We start from the raw sequence: 19,932 nt of genomic DNA, 5'->3' as shown, positions 1-19,932 counted from the left end.
CATTTTTTCCTCCCAAAATAAATTCCATTTTGCACACGTTTTGTTAGACGAATAAAGCCCTAAAAAAGTTGTCAAAAAAAGCAATATTTTTATCATTTTTTTGCAAAATACAAAAAAGCTGAGTTTTTCACTCAGCCTTTTGTATCATTTGAAACTTATTTTATTTTTATTCTTCAAATTCGAGTTCTTCTTGTGTCTCTTCAGCTTGCTGCTGCACTACTCCGTTATTATCCAAGCCGTAATGTTCGCGAATTTGCTCCTGGATCATCAGCATGATATCTTTATTTTCTTTCAGGAATTGTTTTGCATTTTCACGGCCTTGGCCAAGACGCTCTTCTTCATAAGAGTACCATGAACCGCTTTTTTGCACGATATCAAGTTCAGTTCCTAGATCAATGATTTCGCCTTCTTTTGAAATGCCTTCTCCGTACATAATGTCAACCTCGGCTGTACGGAACGGCGGAGCCACCTTGTTTTTCACGACTTTGATTTTCGTTTTGTTCCCCATTACGTCGTTGCCTTGTTTCAGCTGTTCAGCACGGCGCACTTCAAGACGCACGGAAGAGTAGAATTTCAACGCACGGCCGCCAGGAGTTGTTTCCGGGTTCCCGAACATAACACCGACTTTTTCACGAATTTGGTTAATGAAAATCGCGATTGTCTTCGATTTGTTAATGGCCCCTGAAAGCTTACGAAGCGCTTGAGACATTAAGCGTGCTTGTAAACCGACATGAGAATCTCCCATGTCGCCTTCAATTTCCGCTTTCGGAACGAGAGCGGCTACAGAGTCGACAACGACAATGTCAACTGCCCCGCTTCGAACCAATGCTTCCGCAATTTCAAGCGCCTGCTCGCCTGTGTCAGGCTGAGACAGTAAAAGCTCTTCAATGTTAACACCGAGCTTTTGCGCGTATACCGGATCTAACGCATGCTCCGCATCGATAAACGCGGCTTGTCCGCCCTGCTGCTGAACTTCAGCAATCGCATGAAGCGCCACAGTTGTTTTACCTGAGCTTTCAGGACCGTATACTTCAATAATCCGTCCGCGAGGATATCCGCCAATTCCCAGTGCTGTATCAAGAGCTAGGGAGCCGCTTGGGACAGTAGAAATTCTTGTATCTGTCTTTTCTCCCAGTTTCATAATGGAACCTTTGCCGAACTGTTTTTCTATTTGTTTAAGAGCCATATCTAAGGCTGCCTGACGATCACTCATTCTATTTTTTCCTCCTTTATGTTACCACTACATATACTATACCCTGTTTGAAGGGATTTGCCAAGAAAAAAGCGAACGCATATTCGGATTTTTTCTTGGCGTGATTCCTATCAAAATATCATAATGTATCAGAGAAATCATGTTTTCTTAGGAGGATAATGTGCTGAAAATATTATTTTTGCTCTAAAAGCTTTAAGATTAAATGGCAGCCGTATTTAGCGCCTCGTTTTCTGATCCCCGTTCTGGAGCCCGCAAAGTGAAACTCGTGAACCTCTTCTTTACCATTTGCGGAAATGCCGATAAACACATGCCCAGGCTCATGCCCTTCTTGAGCATCAGGTCCTGCTACACCAGTAAAGCTAATGCCGATATCGCTGCCAGTGAGTTTTTGAACACCCTTAGCCAGTTCGGATGCGCACTCCTTGCTGACCGCCCCAAAACGATCTAATGTTTCCTTCTTGACACCAAGCACATTCTGCTTCACGTCGTTTGTATAGCAAACAACGCCCCCGGCAAATAATTTTGAGGCACCGCTATGATCCGTCAGCCATTCAGAAAACAGCCCTCCGGTAAAGCTTTCTGCCGCAGAAATTGTAATGCCTTTTTCCTTGCACGCTATAGATAGCTCTTTTACAAGAGAAGTATCATCGTAACCATAGAAAAATTCACCGACACGCTCTAAGATAACGGCCTCTGTTTCTTTTAACAGACGCTCTGTTTCCTTTTCATCGGCGTGTTTGGCTGTCAGACGCAGCGTCACCTCTCCATCAGCCGCCAAAGGCGCAATTGTCGGATTGGTTTGTGCATCGATAATATCTTCCAAATCGGCTTCAAGCTGAGATTCACCGATACCGAAAAAGCGAAGAACAGTTGACACAATTTTTTCATTTGAACCCATCTTTTTCAGCAGAAGAGGCTTTGCCTCGTTTTCAAACATTGGACGCAATTCGCTCGGCGGTCCAGGAAGAAGCATATAATAGCGTGATTCATGCTCTGTGAGCATACCCGGGGCCATTCCAAAGTGATTCGCCAGCACGTCAGAGCCTTCGATCACAAGCGCCTGTTTTCGGTTATTAGGTGACATCGTGCGTTTTGTTCGTTTGAAATAGTCCTCAATGGATTGGAATGCCTCATCATTTAACACAAGCGGACGTCCCAGCGTATTTGCAATCGTTTCTTTCGTCAGATCATCTTTTGTGGGTCCAAGCCCTCCTGAAAAAATAATGAAGTCAGAGCGTTCTTCAGCAATGCGGATGACCTGCTTCAGCCGCTCCGGGTTATCTCCGACCGCTGTATGATAAAATACGTTGACCCCGATTTCAGCGAGCTGTTTGCTGATAAATTGAGCATTTGTATTGGCGATTTGGCCAAGCAGCAGCTCTGAACCGACTGCAATTATTTCTGCTTTTTTTGGAAATTCCATGACGAAGTCCTTCTTTCTTAGTTAGATGTTTTTAACGCTTCCCAGTTTTTAGAGAAATATTCCCAACCTGAGACGACAGTAAAGAAGACGGCTACCCACAGCGCCAAGTCTGCAAACGGGAATGACACAAGTTCAAATGGAAGATTATGAAGAAGCAATGCGGATACCGCAATAATCTGTGCCCAGGTTTTGATTTTACCAAGCATGTTAGCAGCTACGATTTCTCCTGTTCCGGCTAAGACAAGCCTTAAACCTGTCACGGCAAACTCCCTGCTGATAATCACAATGACCATCCAAGCTGGAGCGAGATCAAATTGAACAAGGATAATTAACGCTGCGGATACGAGCAATTTGTCCGCAAGCGGATCAAGAAATTTCCCGAAGTTTGTTACGAGATTTAATTTTCGGGCATAATACCCGTCCACCCAGTCTGTTGTAGATGCAATAATAAATAGAATGGCCCCCGCCAAATGTGCGACCGGGATCGATTCGTCTCCAACTTCGAGCCTGCCCCAGTCAAACGGCGCCAGCATGATAATCATGAAGATTGGGATTAATGCGATTCTAGCTAGTGTGATTTTATTTGGTAAGTTAAACATAAAGCCCCTCCAATTTCATACTCGGACGTGAAGAAAAGTCATCTGGTAATTAAGATGACTTTTCTTCCTTTTTATTTACAATCTTTATGGTTTGTGCCATCACTTTTTTCGGATCAAGTTCATATGAAAGAACCTTACCGTTGATTTTTATTTTCAGATTAGGTGCATATCCGGTGCGGATATCAACTTGTTTCTGATCAGTTATGTCTTTTTTATAGGTTTCGTCTTTTTTCAGCGTTCCTTCTTTTAAAGAGCTGCTGTTTTCATCGCGCACTCGAATCCAGGAGCTGTCTGATGCCTTCAGTTCCAGCTCGATTTTATCAGCGCCGGACACTTCATAAGTCGTTAACGATCCTTCAGTGCCAGCAGCTTTAATCTCCAGCTTATCACTGTCATTTTCTTTTTTCTTATCTTCGTTTTCTTTCGTTTCTTTTTTAGTGTCTGTCTCTTTTTCAGAGCTGTTATTTTGATTCTCTTTCAGCGTTGAATCTTTAGGGATTTCGTACTTGCTCTCACTTTGCGTAATTGCTTTTTCTGATGCCGCATTGTGATCATCACTGTTTTTGTGATTGGCAAATTGAATGATCGCGTACACAATGGCAATCACGACAATCACGCCGAGAATAACAAGTATCGTTGGCAGCAGCTCCAGCGCCTTAGATGCTGGCTTTGGCATTTCCTTTTGAAGATTCATGCCGGAGATCTTTTCAGACACATCATCATGATACGTATTAGGGATATCTTTTTTATGCTCCTCAAACAGCTGATCCGCATCAAGCCCAACGGCTTCTGCATATTGCTTGATGAATGCCCGAACATAAAACTTCCCCGGAATAATGTCATAGTTTCCTTCCTCCAAGGCGGTTAAATACCTTTTTTGAATCTTTGTTGCCGCTTGGAGATCATCCAATGACATTGCTTTTTCCTCTCTGGCTTCTTTGAGCCGGATTCCTAGTTCAGTCACAACAAACACCTTCCAATTTTAAAAATCAAAGCTTGAAAACCCGGATTGATCAAACATTTGGGGTTCCTCGGCATGTTCATATGTAATAACCTCATCAGGGTCATTTCTCAGTTCAATAATATAATCAAAGTCATCTAGTGTATACTCTGTATTTTGAACGAATATGTCCGGATGCTCCACCACTTTTGTTGCAGGCAGCCGCATGATTTCTCGGACCAGCTGGAGATGGCGTTCCGATCCTCTTCGTGTTGACACAATTCCGTCAACGATAAAGACATTTTCAGTGCTGTATTCATCGGCAATCAGCTGGCTTCTTATCGTCTGCTTCAGCAAGGTTGATGACACAAACAGCCACCTTTTGCTGGCACACACACTAGAGGCTACAATCGATTCCGTTTTCCCGACACGCGGCATACCTCTGATTCCGATTAATTTATGGCCTTCTTTTTTGAACAATTCGGCCATAAAATCGACTAATAAGCCAAGCTCGTCCCGTTCAAAGCGGAACGTTTTCTTGTCATCGGCATCCCGTTGAATATAACGGCCGTGGCGTACGGCAAGTCGGTCGCGAAGCCTCGGTTCTCTAAGCTTCGTTACTTTAATTGTTTCCATCGTTTTTAAGATTGATTCTAATCGTTTAATTTGATCTATATGGCGGCACCTGAGAAGCATTCCCCTTCTGGAAAGATCGACGCCGTTTATCGTTACGATGTTGATAGAAAGCATCCCAAGAAGAGATGAAATATCCCCGAGCAGTCCGGGGCGGTTCACTTGAATTTCATATTCAAAATACCATTCGAGCTTTGCCAAATGATATACCCCCTTCATTGTGGCAAAATTTTACCTTCCTTTATCATAAAGCATTTTTCTCTAATTAGAAAGAAGAATGTTGCTGTGATGAGGAAAACATAAAAAAGAGAGGAAAAATCCCCTCTCTTCCTAGTGAGTGCTGTTATTTTCAACAAGCTTAACCATCATATTGGCAATGGCGTGCTGTTCATCTTTTGATGCTACACTCCAAAGATCTGCCAGCACTTTTTCCTGCTCGTTCTTAGATTCCACTTCATTAGCCAAGTAGCTGCCGATTTCTGTCGCAAGATCTGTAATCGTATCCTGGCTCATACCTTTATCTTGCGCATAGTTCAGACGGTCGCCAAGGAAGTTTTTCCAGCTATCCCAGTTTTCTAATACTGACATGCTTGTTTCCTCCATTTCATGTGAAGTTACAAGATTATTGTGTCCTTCACAAAAGAAACTATACACCGAATATTTTCGTGTCAACAGTGCCAGCCGCCATTCACCGACAGAATTTGGCCGGTGATATATGACGCTTTTTCAGACAGGAGAAAAGCTGTTGCATCAGCAATTTCTTGCGGCCGGGCCAGCCGGCCGATCGGAATCTCATCAGCGATCTCTTCTTTTTCAGCCGGGGTAAATTGATTCATCATATTTGTATCAACTGCACCTGGCGCTACTGCGTTTACCCTGATTCCGCTTGGTGCCAGCTCCTTAGCCAATCCTTTTACAAATGAATGCTGAGCTCCTTTTGCCATGCTGTACAGTACTTCACAGGATGCTCCAGTCTCTCCCCAAATCGAGCTGACAGCCACAATCGCTCCCGATTTATTCCGAATCATGCCTGGCAGAAGGTTTCTCGTCAGCATATACGGACTTGCCACATGAAGCTGAACCATTTCCTGAACCGTTGCGTTATCTACATCCGTAATCAGCCCAAAATGGCTTCGTCCGCTGTTTAAAACAATCGCATCAATCGGCTGAACAATTGAACTTGTCAGCTTATCTGCTCCATCTTGCGCAGACAGATCAGCTTGTAATATCTCCGCATTTACGCCAAACATCTGACTTAGTTTTTCAGCAAGCTCCGCTGCCGCGTATTGATTTGTATTGTAATGCAGCAGCAGATTGTATCCCTTAGCCGCAAGGGTTTCGCTGATGCTTTTGCCAATGCCGCCGCTTGCTCCGGTGATTAGTGCTGTTTTGTTCATCCTCTTTCCTTCTTTCCGCAGAAAAACACCCCTCACACTGGAGGGATGTTTTATTTATGATTTAGGAACAACCTTGCAGACAGTCAGCCTGTCTGCAGCGATTTCCTCTTGTATTACGTTCTGGACATCCTCAAGGGTAATCTGCTCGAGTACCGTTACAACGTCAAACAGGCTCATATCCAAGAACGCATAACGGGTAAATTGATTGGCGATGTATTCAGGGGAATTCAGCGCTTTTAAGAATGTACCAATCTTTTTCTTTCTGGCAAGTTCAATCTTTTCAGCAGTAATCAGTTCACCGGCGCGCAAAAGCATGCTTGAAATGTCTTCAGCCAATTGATCAGGCTCAGGCGTATCTCCGCCGATCGCCGCAAAACCAAACCCATATTCAGCAGTAAAATCAAAGCTAAACGTTTCGTCAATATATCCTTTTTCATAAAGTGATTCATACTGGGCAGAGCTTTTGCCAAAAAGAGCTTCAAGCAATAAGTTCATTGAAAGTTCATGCTTTAAGAGCTCTTTGCCTAATTTAAACGGATTTTTGGATTTCAGCCCAACAAGGCATTTCGGTCCCTGCACGTTCATTTTGATCTCTTTTTCTTTTCGGAAAACCGCTTCTTGCTCTTTCACTTCTTCCCGTTTGATCTCCGGCTGATCAGTATACGGCTTTTTCCCCTGGTTTTCTCTTACCTGAGAAATAATCGCTTCAGGATCTACAGGTCCGACAATGAAAAGGAGCATGTTACTCGGGTGATAAAACGTTTCATAGCATTCATAAAGAAGGTCTTTTGTAATATGTGAAATGCTTTCCACTGTTCCCGCTATGTCAATTCTGACAGGATGCTCTTTGTACATGTTTTCAATGACCCCGAAGTAAAGCCTCCAATCAGGGTTATCGTCGTACATATTAATCTCCTGCCCGATAATCCCTTTTTCCTTTTCAACCGTTTTTTCAGTAAAATATGGGTCCTGTACGAAATCGATAAGCGTCTCTAAATTGCGGTCAACATTTGATGTGCTTGAGAAAAGGTAAGCCGTTCTTGTAAATGACGTAAACGCATTGGCAGAAGCCCCCTGTTTGCTGAAATCTTGAAAAACGTCTCCGTCCGCTTTCTCAAACAGCTTGTGCTCAAGAAAGTGAGCAATCCCGTCCGGCACGTGAACCATCTCGTTTTTACCTAAAGGGACAAACCGGTTATCTATCGAGCCGTACTTTGTTGTAAAGACCGCATATGTCTTGTTGAAGCCTTTTTTCGGCAAAACGTAAACATCAAGGCCGTTGGACATTTTTTCATGATACAGCGTCTCCTGAAGCTGTTCATATTCGATTGGTTTGATCAAGATGCACCCTCCGTCCCTTTTAAGAAATAAGTCGTATCAAGCTGAATCTTTTCGCCGGCTTTAATGATATCCTCTTTTGTGACATTCTCAATATTGGCAAGAAAGTCTTCGATAGGAATCTTGACTTGAGCAGCAGCCTGCTGATATAAAAATTCAGATAAACCGTATGCTGTATCAATCGTTTCCAGCACTTGATTTCGAATGACGGCCTTTGTCTGTGCTATATCCTGCTCACTGAAATCGCCATTTTTCATTGCCTGGAATTGCTCAGCAATAATCGAAACCGCCTGTTCATAATTTTTCACTTCAATGCCTGACATCACCATTAACAAGCCTTTAAAACTTTCTATACGCGAAGCCGCGTAGTAAGCAAGACTGGCTTTTTCCCGAACATTAATGAAAAGTTTAGAATGAGAGAATCCGCCGAACAATCCGTTAAACACTTGTAAAGCAGGATAATCCTGATCTGTATAAGTGATGCTGGTGCGGTAGCCGATATTCAGTTTTCCTTGCTTGACATCCTCTTCATCAATTACTTCTTTTGGCTGAACTTTTTCATCAGGGTGATTGTTTTCAATCGTGCCAAGAGTGCGCTCTTCTGTTTTGAAATACTTATCAATTGCCGAATGTACCTGGTTACTGTCCACATCGCCAACTACATATAAATCAAGCTGGTCTTTTTGGATAGCGCTTTGGTATGTTTCGTATAATTGCTCTGCCGTAATGTCATCGACATCGTCGATTTCACCATTGACATGAAGCGCGTAAGGCTCATTTTTGCACATTTCCTGTATCAGCCTTAAATTCGAATAGCGCATTTTATCATCATAGACGGCTTGGATTCTTTGCTTAAGCGTCCGTTTTTCTTGAGCCACATATTGTGACTGAAAAGCGTCTCCCTCCAAAGCAGGTGAAAAGACGATTTCTGCAAGAAGCTGGAGCCCTTTCTCAAGTAGCGGCGTTTGGTCTTTTAAATATTTTTCATTTGGGATTTCAAGCCTGAACGTAATGACGTGCCGCTCTCCTTTTTTCGTAAGATCAGCCGATACTGACGTGCCGTACAGCTCATCCAGGTATGAACGCAATTCTGCGGTTTTCGGATGGCTTTTCGTTCCGCGAAGAAGCACATGCGGAAGCAGCGCTCTTTTGGTGACTTGATCCTTTGTCAGCGGCGCAAGCATCTTAAAAATAAGCGAGACGGTTTTGAATTTTTCTGTTTCTACAATGTGTGCGGTTAAACCGCCGTGCTTTGATTTGAGTTCATTAACATATGACATATGGAACCTCCTTCGTTCATTTCTTAATTAGTATGTATTATGACCAATTTTCAGCATTCGCAGAAACACTCTTTCATGTAATTATAGCAACTGTAGGATTTATAAGGAAACAATAACCTCCGCATGCTGTATAGGTACAGTTGTAAACTGTGCAAGAAAGCGCAAAAAAAGACGGCTGGCTAGACCGTCCCTAAGTTTTTTTCTTCTTCTTCACTTTTTTTAGCATCTACAGTAAAGAGCACTAAAAATAAAGAAACGATGCTGCAAAACGCCGAGAGTATGAAAATAATCCAGTTTGCATTAGACATTAATGCAGCAAAAACAGGTGGACCGAGAGCTACTCCTATAAAGCGCATGCTATTGTAGAAGGAGGAAATGGTTCCGCATTGTTCACTTTCAATCCCTTCGGTTATCAATGCATCTAAAGCAGGAAGAGCCATTCCAATCCCAATCCCGCCAAAGCTTAAAAAGACAAATAAAAAATAAAAACTGTGGTTCCACCACAAGGCAATAAACGAAAGGGTTAACAGAATCATTCCTGTAACAACGCAAAATTTCATTCGGCCTTTATCTTTACCGATCTTTTTGCCAGCTATAAAAGAACTGGTTGACAAAAACAAAAGTGGGATTGCCAGTAATCCGCCTTTAGCTACTCCGTCAATAGCATACTTGTTCTCCAGCGTATCTGATAAATAAAATAATACGCCAAATAACAAAAACATAATGACACACCCGATAATGAAGACCGTATAAAGCCAGCGACCATCCTGTTTAAAAATTTTCTTCACACTCTTAATAAACTCAGAAACAGCAGGCGCATCTTCATCTTCTTCAGGCTTGGCCACCAAAAACAATACGAGCAAAAAGCTGATCAAACAGAAAAACGGAATAAACCAAAACGGTACAAACCAATACCAAGAAGCCAGTAAGGCTCCAAGTATGGGACTCAGTACCTTCCCTGACGTGTTGGCGGTTTCAATATCGCCAAGACCGGCGCTGACCTTTTCATCGTCTCCTTTAAACAGGTCGCCGATAAACGGCATGACGATCGGAGCGGCACCTGCAGAACCAATGCCTTGAAGAACCCGCCCCGCCAAGATCATCGCATAAGGATTTTTCATATAGGTCGAGGCAAAAGCAGCTACCGCTCCCCCCAATCCTGCAATGAGGAGGCAAGGAAGCAATATTTTTTTTCTCCCGAAACGATCCGACAAATATCCGGCAATCGGAATGCAAATAATTGCTACTACTGAATATACAGTAATGATTAAAGACACTTGAAATGAAGTCACAGACAGCTTTTTCTCCATCATCGGAAGAACAGGAATCAGCATGGAGTTCCCGAGTGTCATCACAAGCGGGACGGAAGACAATGCAATAATATTTTTCATTCCATTTTTCTCTCTCAACATTTTCACCCATTCACTTTCTTGTCATCCCTTATATATTGCGTTAACCGGAATGAAAGTATGTACAAAGAAACATGAATCAGTGCAAATAAAAAAACAGACACATACAGGCGTCCGTTTTTAGAATCGTTTACGCAAAACATGAAATCTGAATTTATCCGCTCTAAAATAATTTAAAGAATAAAGCACCGGTTTATCGTGCTGATCGTAATGGGTTTGTTTTAACAGCAAAAGAGCTGTTTCCGGATCGCATTCAAGTACTGGAGAAATGGTATCGTGATAGCCGATCGGTTCTATATCAGTTACTGCATAGCTGATTACGGAGCCTGAATTTTTCTCAAGCAGGTCAAACATAGATTCTTGCTGATGAGAAAAAGAATTCGGCAAAATATTCATCGGAATTTTGTCTATACAATACACAATCGGCTGTCCGTCAGCTGTCCTGACTCGTTCAAGGTAAAAAAGTTCTTGCCCTTCTGCCAAATGAAATCTCTTCGTATCATCTTCAGACGGCATAAGCACTTGTGATGATAGAAAAATCGTGCCAGGGGTCATATTCGCCTGTTCTATCATCTTGGTTACACTGTTCAGCTGTTCAATGCCCGAAAGAAATAACGGCTTAGAATGGACAAAAGTGCCTACACCATGCCTTCTGATAATCACATGCTCTTCTTCCAGTATCCGCAAGGCTTCTCTTAGCGTCGCTCTGCTGACACCAAGCTTTTTGGAAAGCTCAAATTCAGAAGGCAGCTTTTCCTTCTCAGTGTAGATCCCATTTTTTATATCCTCTTTAATTCGTTCAATTACTTTCAAATACAAGTGCCGATTATCAGCTTTTGTAGACATGTTTCCCCTCCGTAAACCACTTTCGATAAAAATTATTGAACAATTGGGACAACTATATCATGTTTTGTCGAAAAAATAAATAGAAAGGTGATTAGTTTACATAATGTTATTATTGACAACTATAGAAAGCGGAACTCCCTTCATTAAGAAGAGAGCTCATCATATTTCTCTTTTGATAATAATACTTCCCTAGGTTTGCTGCCTTCATACGGTCCGACAACACCGCGTTCCTCCATTGCGTCAATCAGGCGCGCCGCTCTCGTATAGCCGATTCTGAATCTTCTTTGCAGCATTGAAACAGATGCCGTCTGCATGCCGACGATTAATTCAACAGCTTCATCATAAAGTTCATCAGTAACCTCGGAATGAGTTTCCGTTGTCTCCTCAGGAATCATTTCTTCTTGATATTGCGCTTTCTGCTGCGTAATCACATGGTCGACGACCTTCTCCACTTCGTCATCCGACAAAAATGCTCCCTGCACACGGACAGGTTTATTAGCCCCTACAGGTAAAAACAGCATATCGCCGCGGCCAAGAAGCTTCTCAGCGCCACCCATGTCAAGAATGGTCCTTGAATCCGTCTGTGAAGATACGCTGAACGCGATTCGTGACGGAATGTTCGCTTTGATCACCCCTGTGATAACATCCACCGATGGCCGCTGTGTCGCAATAATAAGATGGATGCCAGCAGCCCGCGCCATTTGGGACAATCTCGTAATCGAATCTTCCACATCAGATGAAGCGACCATCATGAGATCGGCAAGCTCGTCCACAATGACAACAATATAGGGCAGCTCTGGCTGTTTCGCTCCTTCTTCATTGTTGGCGCGTTTTATATAATCATTGTATCCTTCAATATTTCGTGTACCCGTATGAGAAAATAATTCGTACCGTCGCTCCATTTCATTGACAACCTTTTTCAAAGCCTGCGACGCTTTTTTCGGATCGGTTACAACCGGAGCAAGCAAATGCGGAATCCCGTTGTAGACATTTAGCTCTACCATTTTAGGATCGATCATCATCATTTTCACTTCATGCGGTTTCGCGCGCATTAAAATACTTGTAATAATGCCGTTGACACAGACACTTTTCCCGCTACCGGTTGCGCCTGCGACCAAAAGGTGGGGCATCTTGTTTAACTCAGCCAATACAGCTTCACCTGAAATATTGCGGCCGAGTCCAATTAACAGCTTCGCATCCGGTCTGTCATTCAATTTAGACTCCAGCACTTCCTTCAGCGAAACCATTGCCACTTCTGCGTTTGGAACTTCAATTCCGATTGCTGATTTGCCTGGTATAGGCGCTTCGATCCTGATATCCTTCGCAGCAAGCGCAAGCGCTAAATCATCGCTTAAATTGACAATTTTGCTAACCTTCACTCCGACATCAGGATATACTTCATATTTTGTTACGGCCGGTCCGAGATGAACCTGTGTGACTTTCGCCTTTACGCCAAAGCTTTGGAATGTGCGTTCAAGCTTTCTGGCATTTTCATAAATATTCTTTTTATCAGCCTGCTGGCCGGTATGCTTCGGATCTGCCAGCAAATCCAGTGACGGCATCTCGTAATCCTTATTTTCGAGCTCTGTAAAGGTCATAGGAGGAGCAGAAACAGTTTCCTGATCACCTGTCTCCGGTTGGATGTCCTGAAGCGGCTTCGACACAGGTTCGGCGCGCTTTTCTATAACTGGAGACTCTTCCTCTTCATTACGATCAGAAAAGCTTGAGATAATCGGCTCTGAATGAATAAGAGGCGATACTGTTTCATAATCCCCCTCTTCATTAGGAGGCTCCGGTTCCATTTGCTGTTTTTTGCGGGCCGGTTTTTGTTTTTTGCTCGGCGCTTTCGTTTTTTTCGATGACTGCATATTTGATTTGAAGGATTTCATATCATCAATAAATGCTAACCATTGTTCTTTTATAAAACGTCCAATCGGGCTCATCCACTTTTTTAGCGTTTCTTGTAGCGAGCGTCCTGTTACTAAAATCATTCCGATCAAAATCATGACAATCGCCATGATCTGAGAACCAGTCGACGCAAACAAAAAGTGTGAAGCCGCAAACAGCAGCGCACCGATCATCCCTCCGCCTAAATCAGGTGAAGCAGAGCTGCCATTCATGTCCATTAAAAACAATTCCCACGTATTGCGCACCACGCTTGCAGACTCAATAGACCCTTTGTGCGTCAAATTTTTAAATAGCTGCACGTGAGAAAGCAGCAATATGCTTGCGATGATACAGTACAACCCGGCCTTTCGTCTCGTTAAAAGGCTTGGGGTTTTTTTCTTCCAAAACAGTGAGACTCCTAACACCAATAAACCTAACAAGCATAAAATAAACCACTCTCCAGCAAAAAAGCGGAACAAATAGATAAACGTTTGCCCGACTACCCCCAGCTGCAAGATTGCGATAATTGAAATGGCTATACACAGCAATCCGTTGAGCTCGTATTTTATATTTAGCTGTTTCGCCTGTTTTTTTCTTGATTTTCGTTTTTTCTTTGCCACACTCATCACCTTACTGCGTTAAAAAATGTAAGTTCATACATAATGAAGAAAGCAGCCGTTTACAGGCTGCGTTTTTTCTGTAGGATTCCCCTATTATAGCATATTTTGCCCTTAAAAAAGGGTTGGATTCTTATACGTTTAATTTCAGCTTTTGTCCGGGTGAAATGTCCGGATGCAGAAAATGCATTGGATTGGTGCTCATGATTTGAATGACTTCCGCTTCATTCCCTTTCATTTCGACTAGAAGCGGTACACCTTTATATTCAATTTGCTCATGTGCGCTTGTCTCTTGGTTCTGTTCTGCAAACACAATTTCCTGCGGCATCACGGTATAAAGAATCATTGAATCATCCGTCCTTCTTCTTTCCTTGCTTCGTCGATGAGCTCATTCAGTTTATTGATTGCCTGTCCGACACCGCCTGCGTGATCGATCAATCCGTATTTAACTGCATCCTTACCGACTACATTTGTTCCGATATCGCGTGTTAAGTTTCCTTTTGAAAACATTAGCTCTTTAAATTTCTCTTCGGTTATATTGGAATGGCTTGTCACAAATTTAACAACTCTTTCTTGCATCTTATCCAGGTATTCAAACGTTTGCGGCACCCCGATGACCAGCCCGGTGAGCCTAACTGGATGAATCGTCATCGTTGCTGTTTCGGCGATATAGCTGTAATCACAGGATACAGCAATCGGAACGCCGATGGAATGCCCCCCGCCAAGCACGATAGAAACGGTCGGTTTCGATAAAGATGCAAGCATTTCCGCTATTGCAAGACCAGCTTCAACATCTCCTCCGACAGTATTTAATATGATCAGCAAGCCTTCAATTTTGGGATTTTGTTCAATTGCCACAATCTGCGGGATGACATGTTCATATTTTGTTGTTTTGTTTTGCGGAGGAAGCTGAACATGGCCTTCAATTTGTCCGATAATGGTCAGACAATGAATATTTGTATCTTGGGGCAGCTGCGGAAGCGTCGTTTCACCAAGCTGCTGTATTTTATTCATAATGCTGTCCTTCGCATCATTTTTTTCAGGACGCTCTTCTTCTGTGTTTTCCATACGATGATCCATCTCGCTTTCATCCTTTCCGAGTTTCTCTTTGTATTATGAACAAAGATACTTCATTCAATCCCGGCTTGAAGGACAAAAAATAAAGACCGGAGCAGCTCCGGTCTTTAGTCAGTCATTATACTTCCATAATAATTGGGATGATCATCGGTTTACGTTTCGTTTTTTCATAAAGGAATTGGTTCAAAGCATCCCGCATTGCCTGCTTCAGCGTTGACCATTCGACATTTGATGTTTCAGTCGCTTCTGTCACGATGGACCGGACGAGCTCAGTAGCCTGTACGATTAGACCTTCAGACTCTCTTACATAAACAAAGCCGCGAGTGATAATTTCTGGTCCTGATACAAGATGTTTCTTTTGTTTATCAAGTGTAATGACAACGATTAAAATTCCGTCCTGTGAAAGCAAGCGGCGGTCTCTCAATACGATATTGCCGATATCACCGACACCTAAACCATCAATTAAAATATTGCCGTAAGGAACTTTATCCCCAATTTTTACGTTTTGGCCGCGGAATTCAACGACGTCTCCTTTTTCAATTAAGAAGATGTCACTGCGCTTCATGCCGGTTTCTTCAGCGATTTTTGAATGAGCTTTTTGCATTCTGTATTCGCCGTTTACAGGAATCAAATATTTTGGTTTAAGCAGGTTGATCATCAGCTTTAACTCTTCTTGTGAGCCGTGGCCTGATACATGAACACGCTTTTGGGCAAAGATGACTTGTGCACCGGCTCTCGCAAGAAGATCTACTGTTTTAGAGTAAATGAGTTCCTGCCCGGGAATCGGAGTTGACGCAATGACCACCGTATCCCCTTCTTCAATGTTCAGCTGTTTGTGAGCTTTGTTTGCCATTCTTGTCAAAGCAGCTAATGGTTCACCTTGGCTTCCGGCTGTAATAATGGCCACTTCGCGCTTCGGATATTTTTTGACATCCTGTACAGAAATAAACAATTCATCATCTGCTTCAATGTATCCTAACTTTCTCGCCAGCTGCAGGACAGATTGAAGATTTTTTCCGGCTACGGCAATCTTTCTGCCATTTTGAGCCGCTGCATGAATGACTTGCTGAATCCGGTTAATATTGGATGCGAAAACAGCAATAATCACCCGGTTCTGTGAATTATACAGCGCATCCGAAATTTCTCCGCTGACAGCCGCTTCCGAAGGGGTGTAACCCGGCCGTTCCGCATTTGCACTGTCAGAAAGCAGAGCGAGCACGCCGCTATTGCCGATCTTGGCGATCTCGCCAATGTCGCACGTCTGATTAAGTGCAGGTGTTTGGTCAAATTTGAAGTCTCCCGTGCATACAATAGATCCAAGTGATGTTTTAAAGCTCACACCTACAGAATCAGGAATGCTGTGAATCGTTCTAAAGAACGATACTTTTGTTGATTCAAATGTAATGACAGATTTTGAGTGAATTTCTCTTAAATCAGTTTTTCGGTTATGTCCGTATTGTTTTAATTTCTCTCTTAACAGTGCAAGCGTCAGTTTTGTTCCGTACACTGGAACGGACAGCTTGTTTAATAAGTAAAAAACGCCGCCGATATTTTCATCGTGCCCGTGCGTTAAAAAGATTGCCTTGACGCGGTCAGCCCGTTCAATCAAATATGATATGTCAGGAATCACTACATCAATACCGAGCATTTCGTTTTCTGGATGCATAAGGCCGGCATCAACGACAAATATGTCTGAGTCAATTTCAATGACATAAAGGTTCTTCCCAATCTCTCCGACACCGCCAAGGGCGATAATTCTAACGTTTTCTGTATTTTTCTTTTTCAAAATCTATATCCTCCTAGTCTCATACCCGTCCATCATCACTTGTTCCTATTATAACTGAAAGTAAATTTAGAAAACAAGATAAAGCAGAAGGTTTAGGGAAAACCAATATGTAAAAGAAACGGTCAAACTCAGCTGGATGTGAGAATGACCGCGTTTGTTTCACTGTATGAAATTTTCTTACAGTTCGCTGATCGTGCTGCTTAAGCTCAGACGTTCATCCTCAGTTAACGGGACTAGAGGCAGACGCACAGAACCGACATCAAGACCTCTCAGCTGAAGCGCTGTTTTGACTGGAGCAGGATTAGGCGCTTTAAACAGTTCCTTCATAATCGGCAGCAGTTTCTGATGGATCAGTGCCGCATTAGCTGTTTGCCCATTCGTATAATTTTTGATCATTTGCTGCATATCAGAGCCTGCAATATGGCTTGCCACTGATACAACTCCTCTTCCTCCAACTGAAAGAATAGGAAGCGTCAGAGCGTCATCCCCTGAATAGACATAGAAGTCTTCCGGTGTTTCAGCAATAATTTTTGTAATCGCTTCTAGGTCTCCACTCGCTTCTTTAATCGCAACCACATTCGGAATGTCCGCCGCCAAACGGATCGTCGTTTCAGGAGCAAGAGAAGCAACCGTACGGCCAGGAACATTATAGAGCATAACCGGAAGAGATGTCTCTGCCGCAATTGCTTTAAAATGCTGGTACATTCCTTCTTGAGAAGGTTTATTGTAATACGGGGTAACAAGCATAACAGCGTCCACGCCCGCTTCCTCAGCTTTTTTTGTCAGCTTAATGGAATCTTTCGTGTTGTTGCTTCCAGTACCAGCGATAACGGGCACCCGTCCGTTTACTTCTTTTACCGTATATTCAAAAAGCGCAATTTTTTCTTCAGTTGAAAGGGTCGGAGATTCTCCAGTTGTTCCCGCTACTACTAAAGAATCCGTTCCGTTTTTCAACAAGTAATCAATCAGTGTAGACAGTTTTTGAAAGTCTACGTTCCCTTTATTGTCAAAGGGTGTAATCATCGCTGTAGACACATTTCCGAAATTCATTTTATTCACCTCATCATGATTCAATCACATTTACTTCGAAAGTTCAAACACTTCATGCAAAGCGTTTACAGCAGGAACCATATCCGCTTCATGGACGAGCACCCATATCGTCGTATGGCTGTCAGCCGACTGAAGGATCGGAATTTCTTTTTCTGAAAGAGCCGATACAATTTTGGACGTAACACCGGGAACACCCATAATGCCCGCGCCGACCGCCGATACCTTCGCGCAATTTCTCGTCACCATTGGATCATAGCCCATATCCATTAAAATACGCTGAGCTGTTTCTGTTTTATTTCCGGCTACTGTATAGACGATTTCACTAGGTGTAATGTTAAAGAAATCGACACTGATTCCAGCGTTTGCCATAGCCTTGAACACTTCAGTCTGAACATTATACTGGCCGATTTTCGCAGGCACTTTGAACTGCGTGACATCTTTGACATGTGCGATTCCCGTAATCAGCCTTTCAAAAACATCACTGCCGACCTTGGAAGAGTGATGTGATGTCACCAATGTACCTTTATCATTCGAATAAGTCGAACGGACGCGGATCGGAACCTTGGCCTGCATTGCGATTTCCACCGCACGCGGATGAATGACCTTGGCCCCCTGATACGCCAGGTTGCAGATTTCCGTATACGTCACAACAGGAAGCGGTTTTGCATTTTCCACCACTCTTGGGTCAGCAGTCATCACACCTTCTACATCGGTGAAAATATCGATGTATTCCGCATCAACAGCTGCTCCGAGTGCGGCTGCAGACGTATCGCTGCCCCCTCTGCCGATTGTAGTTGTATCACCCTTTTCAGTTGCGCCCTGGAAGCCTGCGACGACTACCGCATCATGATTGGCGAGCACACTGAATAAACGCTCCGGTTTCATTTCAATGATTTTCGCATTGGTATGCTGATCATTCGTTAAAAAGCCCGCCTGAGCCCCTGTCAGCGCAGCTGCTTTCACACCGTTATCAAGCAGCATGCTTGTAAAGACGACAGAGGAAATAGTCTCTCCGCAAGATAAAAGCAAATCCTGTTCCCTAGGAGAAATCGCTGACTGATCGCCGTAAAGCAGCCCGAGCAAAGAATCTGTTGCATACGGGTCCCCTTTTCGGCCCATCGCTGAAACGACAACGACAACCTTATATCCTTCACTGATTGCTTCTTTAATATGCCCTAAAGCCAGTTTGCGGCCTTTATCATCTTTTACTGATGTTCCGCCGAACTTTTGAACAATTATCTTCACTGTTTTCACTCCAAATTATTCGGACGTAACAGAAGAGAGCAGGCTGATAGCGCCTTACTCTCTTCTATTCGTCTTTAAAAAATTCTCTCTTTTATACGAGGTTTAGTTTTTTCAGGCTTTCTGCAATTTGAACAGAGTTCCATGCTGCGCCTTTTAATAGGTTATCAGAAACAACCCATAAATGAAAACCGTTTGCTCTGTCCAAGTCTTTGCGGATGCGGCCCACAAACACATCGTTTTTGCCGACAGCATCAGCAGGCATCGGATAAAGCTGCTGGCTTGGATCATCCTGAAGTGTCACGCCCGGAGCTTCTTTCAATAGATTTTTAATATCTTCAACGGTAGCGTCATCACGGTCTATTTCGATATAGACGGACTCTGAGTGCCCAGTTTGGATTGGCAGTCTCACACATGTAGCCGCTACTTGAAGGTCAGGCATGTGCATGATTTTTTTCGTTTCATTTATCATTTTCATTTCCTCAAACGTATAGCCGTTATCTTGGAATTTATCGATTTGCGGAATCGCGTTGAAGGCGATTTGATAGTGTTTTTTGTCACCTTTTACAGGCATGATCTCAGGCTCTATTTCTTCTTTATTTAAAATCGCCTGTGTTTGGCTGTAAAGCTCTTTTACAGCTTCATTACCCGCTCCTGATACTGCCTGGTAAGTTGATACGATGACCTTGTTTAAGCCATATGCTTTGCGGATCGGTTCAAGTGCCGCAACCATTTGGATAGTAGAGCAGTTTGGATTGGCAATAATGCCGTTGTGTTCATGCAAGTCTGCCTCATTCACTTCTGGCACAACAAGCGGTGTATTTTCATCCATGCGGAACGCGCTCGTATTATCTATAACAATAGCGCCGCGTTTTACAGCTTCTGGTGCCAATGCTTGTGATACGCTTCCGCCGGCGCTGAACAAAGCAATATTTACCCCTTCAAAGCTCTCAGGAGAAGCTTCCTGAACAGTCAGCTCTTGGCCTTTAAACGTGACTTTTGTCCCCGCAGAGCGTTTTGAAGATAGCAATGTAAGTGTGTCCATTTCAAAGTTTCTGTCTTCAAGTGTTTTAAGCATTTGTTGTCCCACAGCCCCTGTCGCTCCGACAACAGCTACGTGTAAACCTCTTCCCATCTGTAAAACTCCTTCCGCCAATCAGCTTCATTGAATTGATTTGACTATGATTTTACGTTT

General features: G+C 43.2%; 18 protein-coding genes. All 18 read right to left on the bottom strand.

Annotated features, from left to right (window positions below; genetic code table 11):
* Positions 1-166: 166 nt before the first annotated feature.
* The gene (gene recA, locus M1D65_RS09040; protein ID WP_003245789.1) at positions 167-1,213 is read right to left on the bottom strand and encodes a recombinase RecA; all 1,047 of its coding nucleotides are present in this window, start codon (positions 1,211-1,213) and stop codon (positions 167-169) included.
* A gap of 172 nt (positions 1,214-1,385) precedes the next feature.
* Positions 1,386-2,636, bottom strand: a complete 1,251-nt coding sequence (locus M1D65_RS09035; protein ID WP_003231847.1) for a competence/damage-inducible protein A — start codon at positions 2,634-2,636, stop codon at positions 1,386-1,388.
* A 17-nt stretch (positions 2,637-2,653) separates the two neighbouring features.
* Complete coding sequence (gene pgsA / locus M1D65_RS09030; RefSeq protein ID WP_064671393.1) at positions 2,654-3,235, bottom strand: CDP-diacylglycerol--glycerol-3-phosphate 3-phosphatidyltransferase; 582 nt, start codon at positions 3,233-3,235, stop codon at positions 2,654-2,656.
* A 49-nt stretch (positions 3,236-3,284) separates the two neighbouring features.
* Positions 3,285-4,199, bottom strand: a complete 915-nt coding sequence (gene rodZ, locus M1D65_RS09025; RefSeq protein WP_021479276.1) for a cell shape determination protein RodZ — start codon at positions 4,197-4,199, stop codon at positions 3,285-3,287.
* Between the two features lie 18 nt (positions 4,200-4,217).
* Positions 4,218-5,009, bottom strand: coding sequence for a DUF3388 domain-containing protein (locus tag M1D65_RS09020; protein WP_003220998.1), 792 nt, complete (start codon positions 5,007-5,009; stop codon positions 4,218-4,220).
* 129 nt (positions 5,010-5,138) lie between these two features.
* Entirely contained in the window at positions 5,139-5,396 is a 258-nt protein-coding gene (locus M1D65_RS09015; RefSeq protein ID WP_003245199.1) for a DUF3243 domain-containing protein, read from the bottom strand.
* Positions 5,397-5,476: 80 nt separating this feature from the next.
* Positions 5,477-6,205 (bottom strand): elongation factor P 5-aminopentanone reductase, encoded by a 729-nt coding sequence (gene ymfI / locus M1D65_RS09010; RefSeq protein WP_015483236.1) that lies wholly within the window; start codon positions 6,203-6,205, stop codon positions 5,477-5,479.
* Positions 6,206-6,259: 54 nt separating this feature from the next.
* Positions 6,260-7,546 carry an EF-P 5-aminopentanol modification-associated protein YfmH gene (gene yfmH, locus M1D65_RS09005; RefSeq protein WP_070548981.1) on the bottom strand — a complete coding sequence of 429 codons (1,287 nt, stop codon included), beginning with the start codon at positions 7,544-7,546 and terminating at the stop codon, positions 6,260-6,262.
* On the bottom strand, positions 7,543-8,823 hold the full coding sequence (gene yfmF / locus M1D65_RS09000; RefSeq protein WP_456270842.1) for an EF-P 5-aminopentanol modification-associated protein YfmF: 1,281 nt from the start codon (positions 8,821-8,823) through the stop codon (positions 7,543-7,545). Before yfmF ends, yfmH begins: the two co-directional genes overlap by 4 nt.
* A 179-nt stretch (positions 8,824-9,002) precedes the next feature.
* A complete protein-coding gene (gene bcbE / locus M1D65_RS08995) occupies positions 9,003-10,214 on the bottom strand; it encodes a bacillibactin exporter BcbE (RefSeq protein ID WP_031600514.1) in 1,212 nt (403 codons plus the stop codon).
* A gap of 138 nt (positions 10,215-10,352) precedes the next feature.
* Complete coding sequence (locus M1D65_RS08990) at positions 10,353-11,078, bottom strand: GntR family transcriptional regulator (protein ID WP_003245732.1); 726 nt, start codon at positions 11,076-11,078, stop codon at positions 10,353-10,355.
* A 143-nt stretch (positions 11,079-11,221) separates the two neighbouring features.
* The gene (gene spoIIIE, locus M1D65_RS08985) at positions 11,222-13,585 is read right to left on the bottom strand and encodes a DNA translocase SpoIIIE (protein ID WP_041850823.1); all 2,364 of its coding nucleotides are present in this window, start codon (positions 13,583-13,585) and stop codon (positions 11,222-11,224) included.
* Positions 13,586-13,715: 130 nt separating this feature from the next.
* Positions 13,716-13,928 (bottom strand): TepA modulator TepJ, encoded by a 213-nt coding sequence (tepJ, locus tag M1D65_RS08980; RefSeq protein ID WP_003231871.1) that lies wholly within the window; start codon positions 13,926-13,928, stop codon positions 13,716-13,718.
* Positions 13,925-14,662: a translocation-enhancing protein TepA gene (tepA, locus tag M1D65_RS08975; RefSeq protein ID WP_003245712.1), complete on the bottom strand. Its 738-nt coding sequence runs from the start codon at positions 14,660-14,662 to the stop codon at positions 13,925-13,927. The genes tepJ and tepA overlap by 4 nt, the downstream gene beginning before the upstream one ends.
* Positions 14,663-14,777: 115 nt before the next feature.
* Positions 14,778-16,445, bottom strand: a complete 1,668-nt coding sequence (gene rnjB, locus M1D65_RS08970; RefSeq protein WP_003231875.1) for a ribonuclease J2 — start codon at positions 16,443-16,445, stop codon at positions 14,778-14,780.
* Between the two features lie 177 nt (positions 16,446-16,622).
* Positions 16,623-17,495, bottom strand: coding sequence for a 4-hydroxy-tetrahydrodipicolinate synthase (gene dapA / locus M1D65_RS08965; RefSeq protein WP_014476832.1), 873 nt, complete (start codon positions 17,493-17,495; stop codon positions 16,623-16,625).
* Positions 17,496-17,525: 30 nt separating this feature from the next.
* Complete coding sequence (dapG, locus tag M1D65_RS08960; RefSeq protein WP_015483233.1) at positions 17,526-18,740, bottom strand: aspartate kinase; 1,215 nt, start codon at positions 18,738-18,740, stop codon at positions 17,526-17,528.
* Positions 18,741-18,831: 91 nt separating this feature from the next.
* Positions 18,832-19,872, bottom strand: a complete 1,041-nt coding sequence (asd, locus tag M1D65_RS08955) for an aspartate-semialdehyde dehydrogenase (RefSeq protein WP_003244674.1) — start codon at positions 19,870-19,872, stop codon at positions 18,832-18,834.
* Positions 19,873-19,932 lie beyond the last annotated feature (60 nt).

The organism is Bacillus sp. JZ39 (genome assembly GCF_053903145.1).
This window is presented reverse-complemented; position numbering and strand designations above follow the sequence as displayed.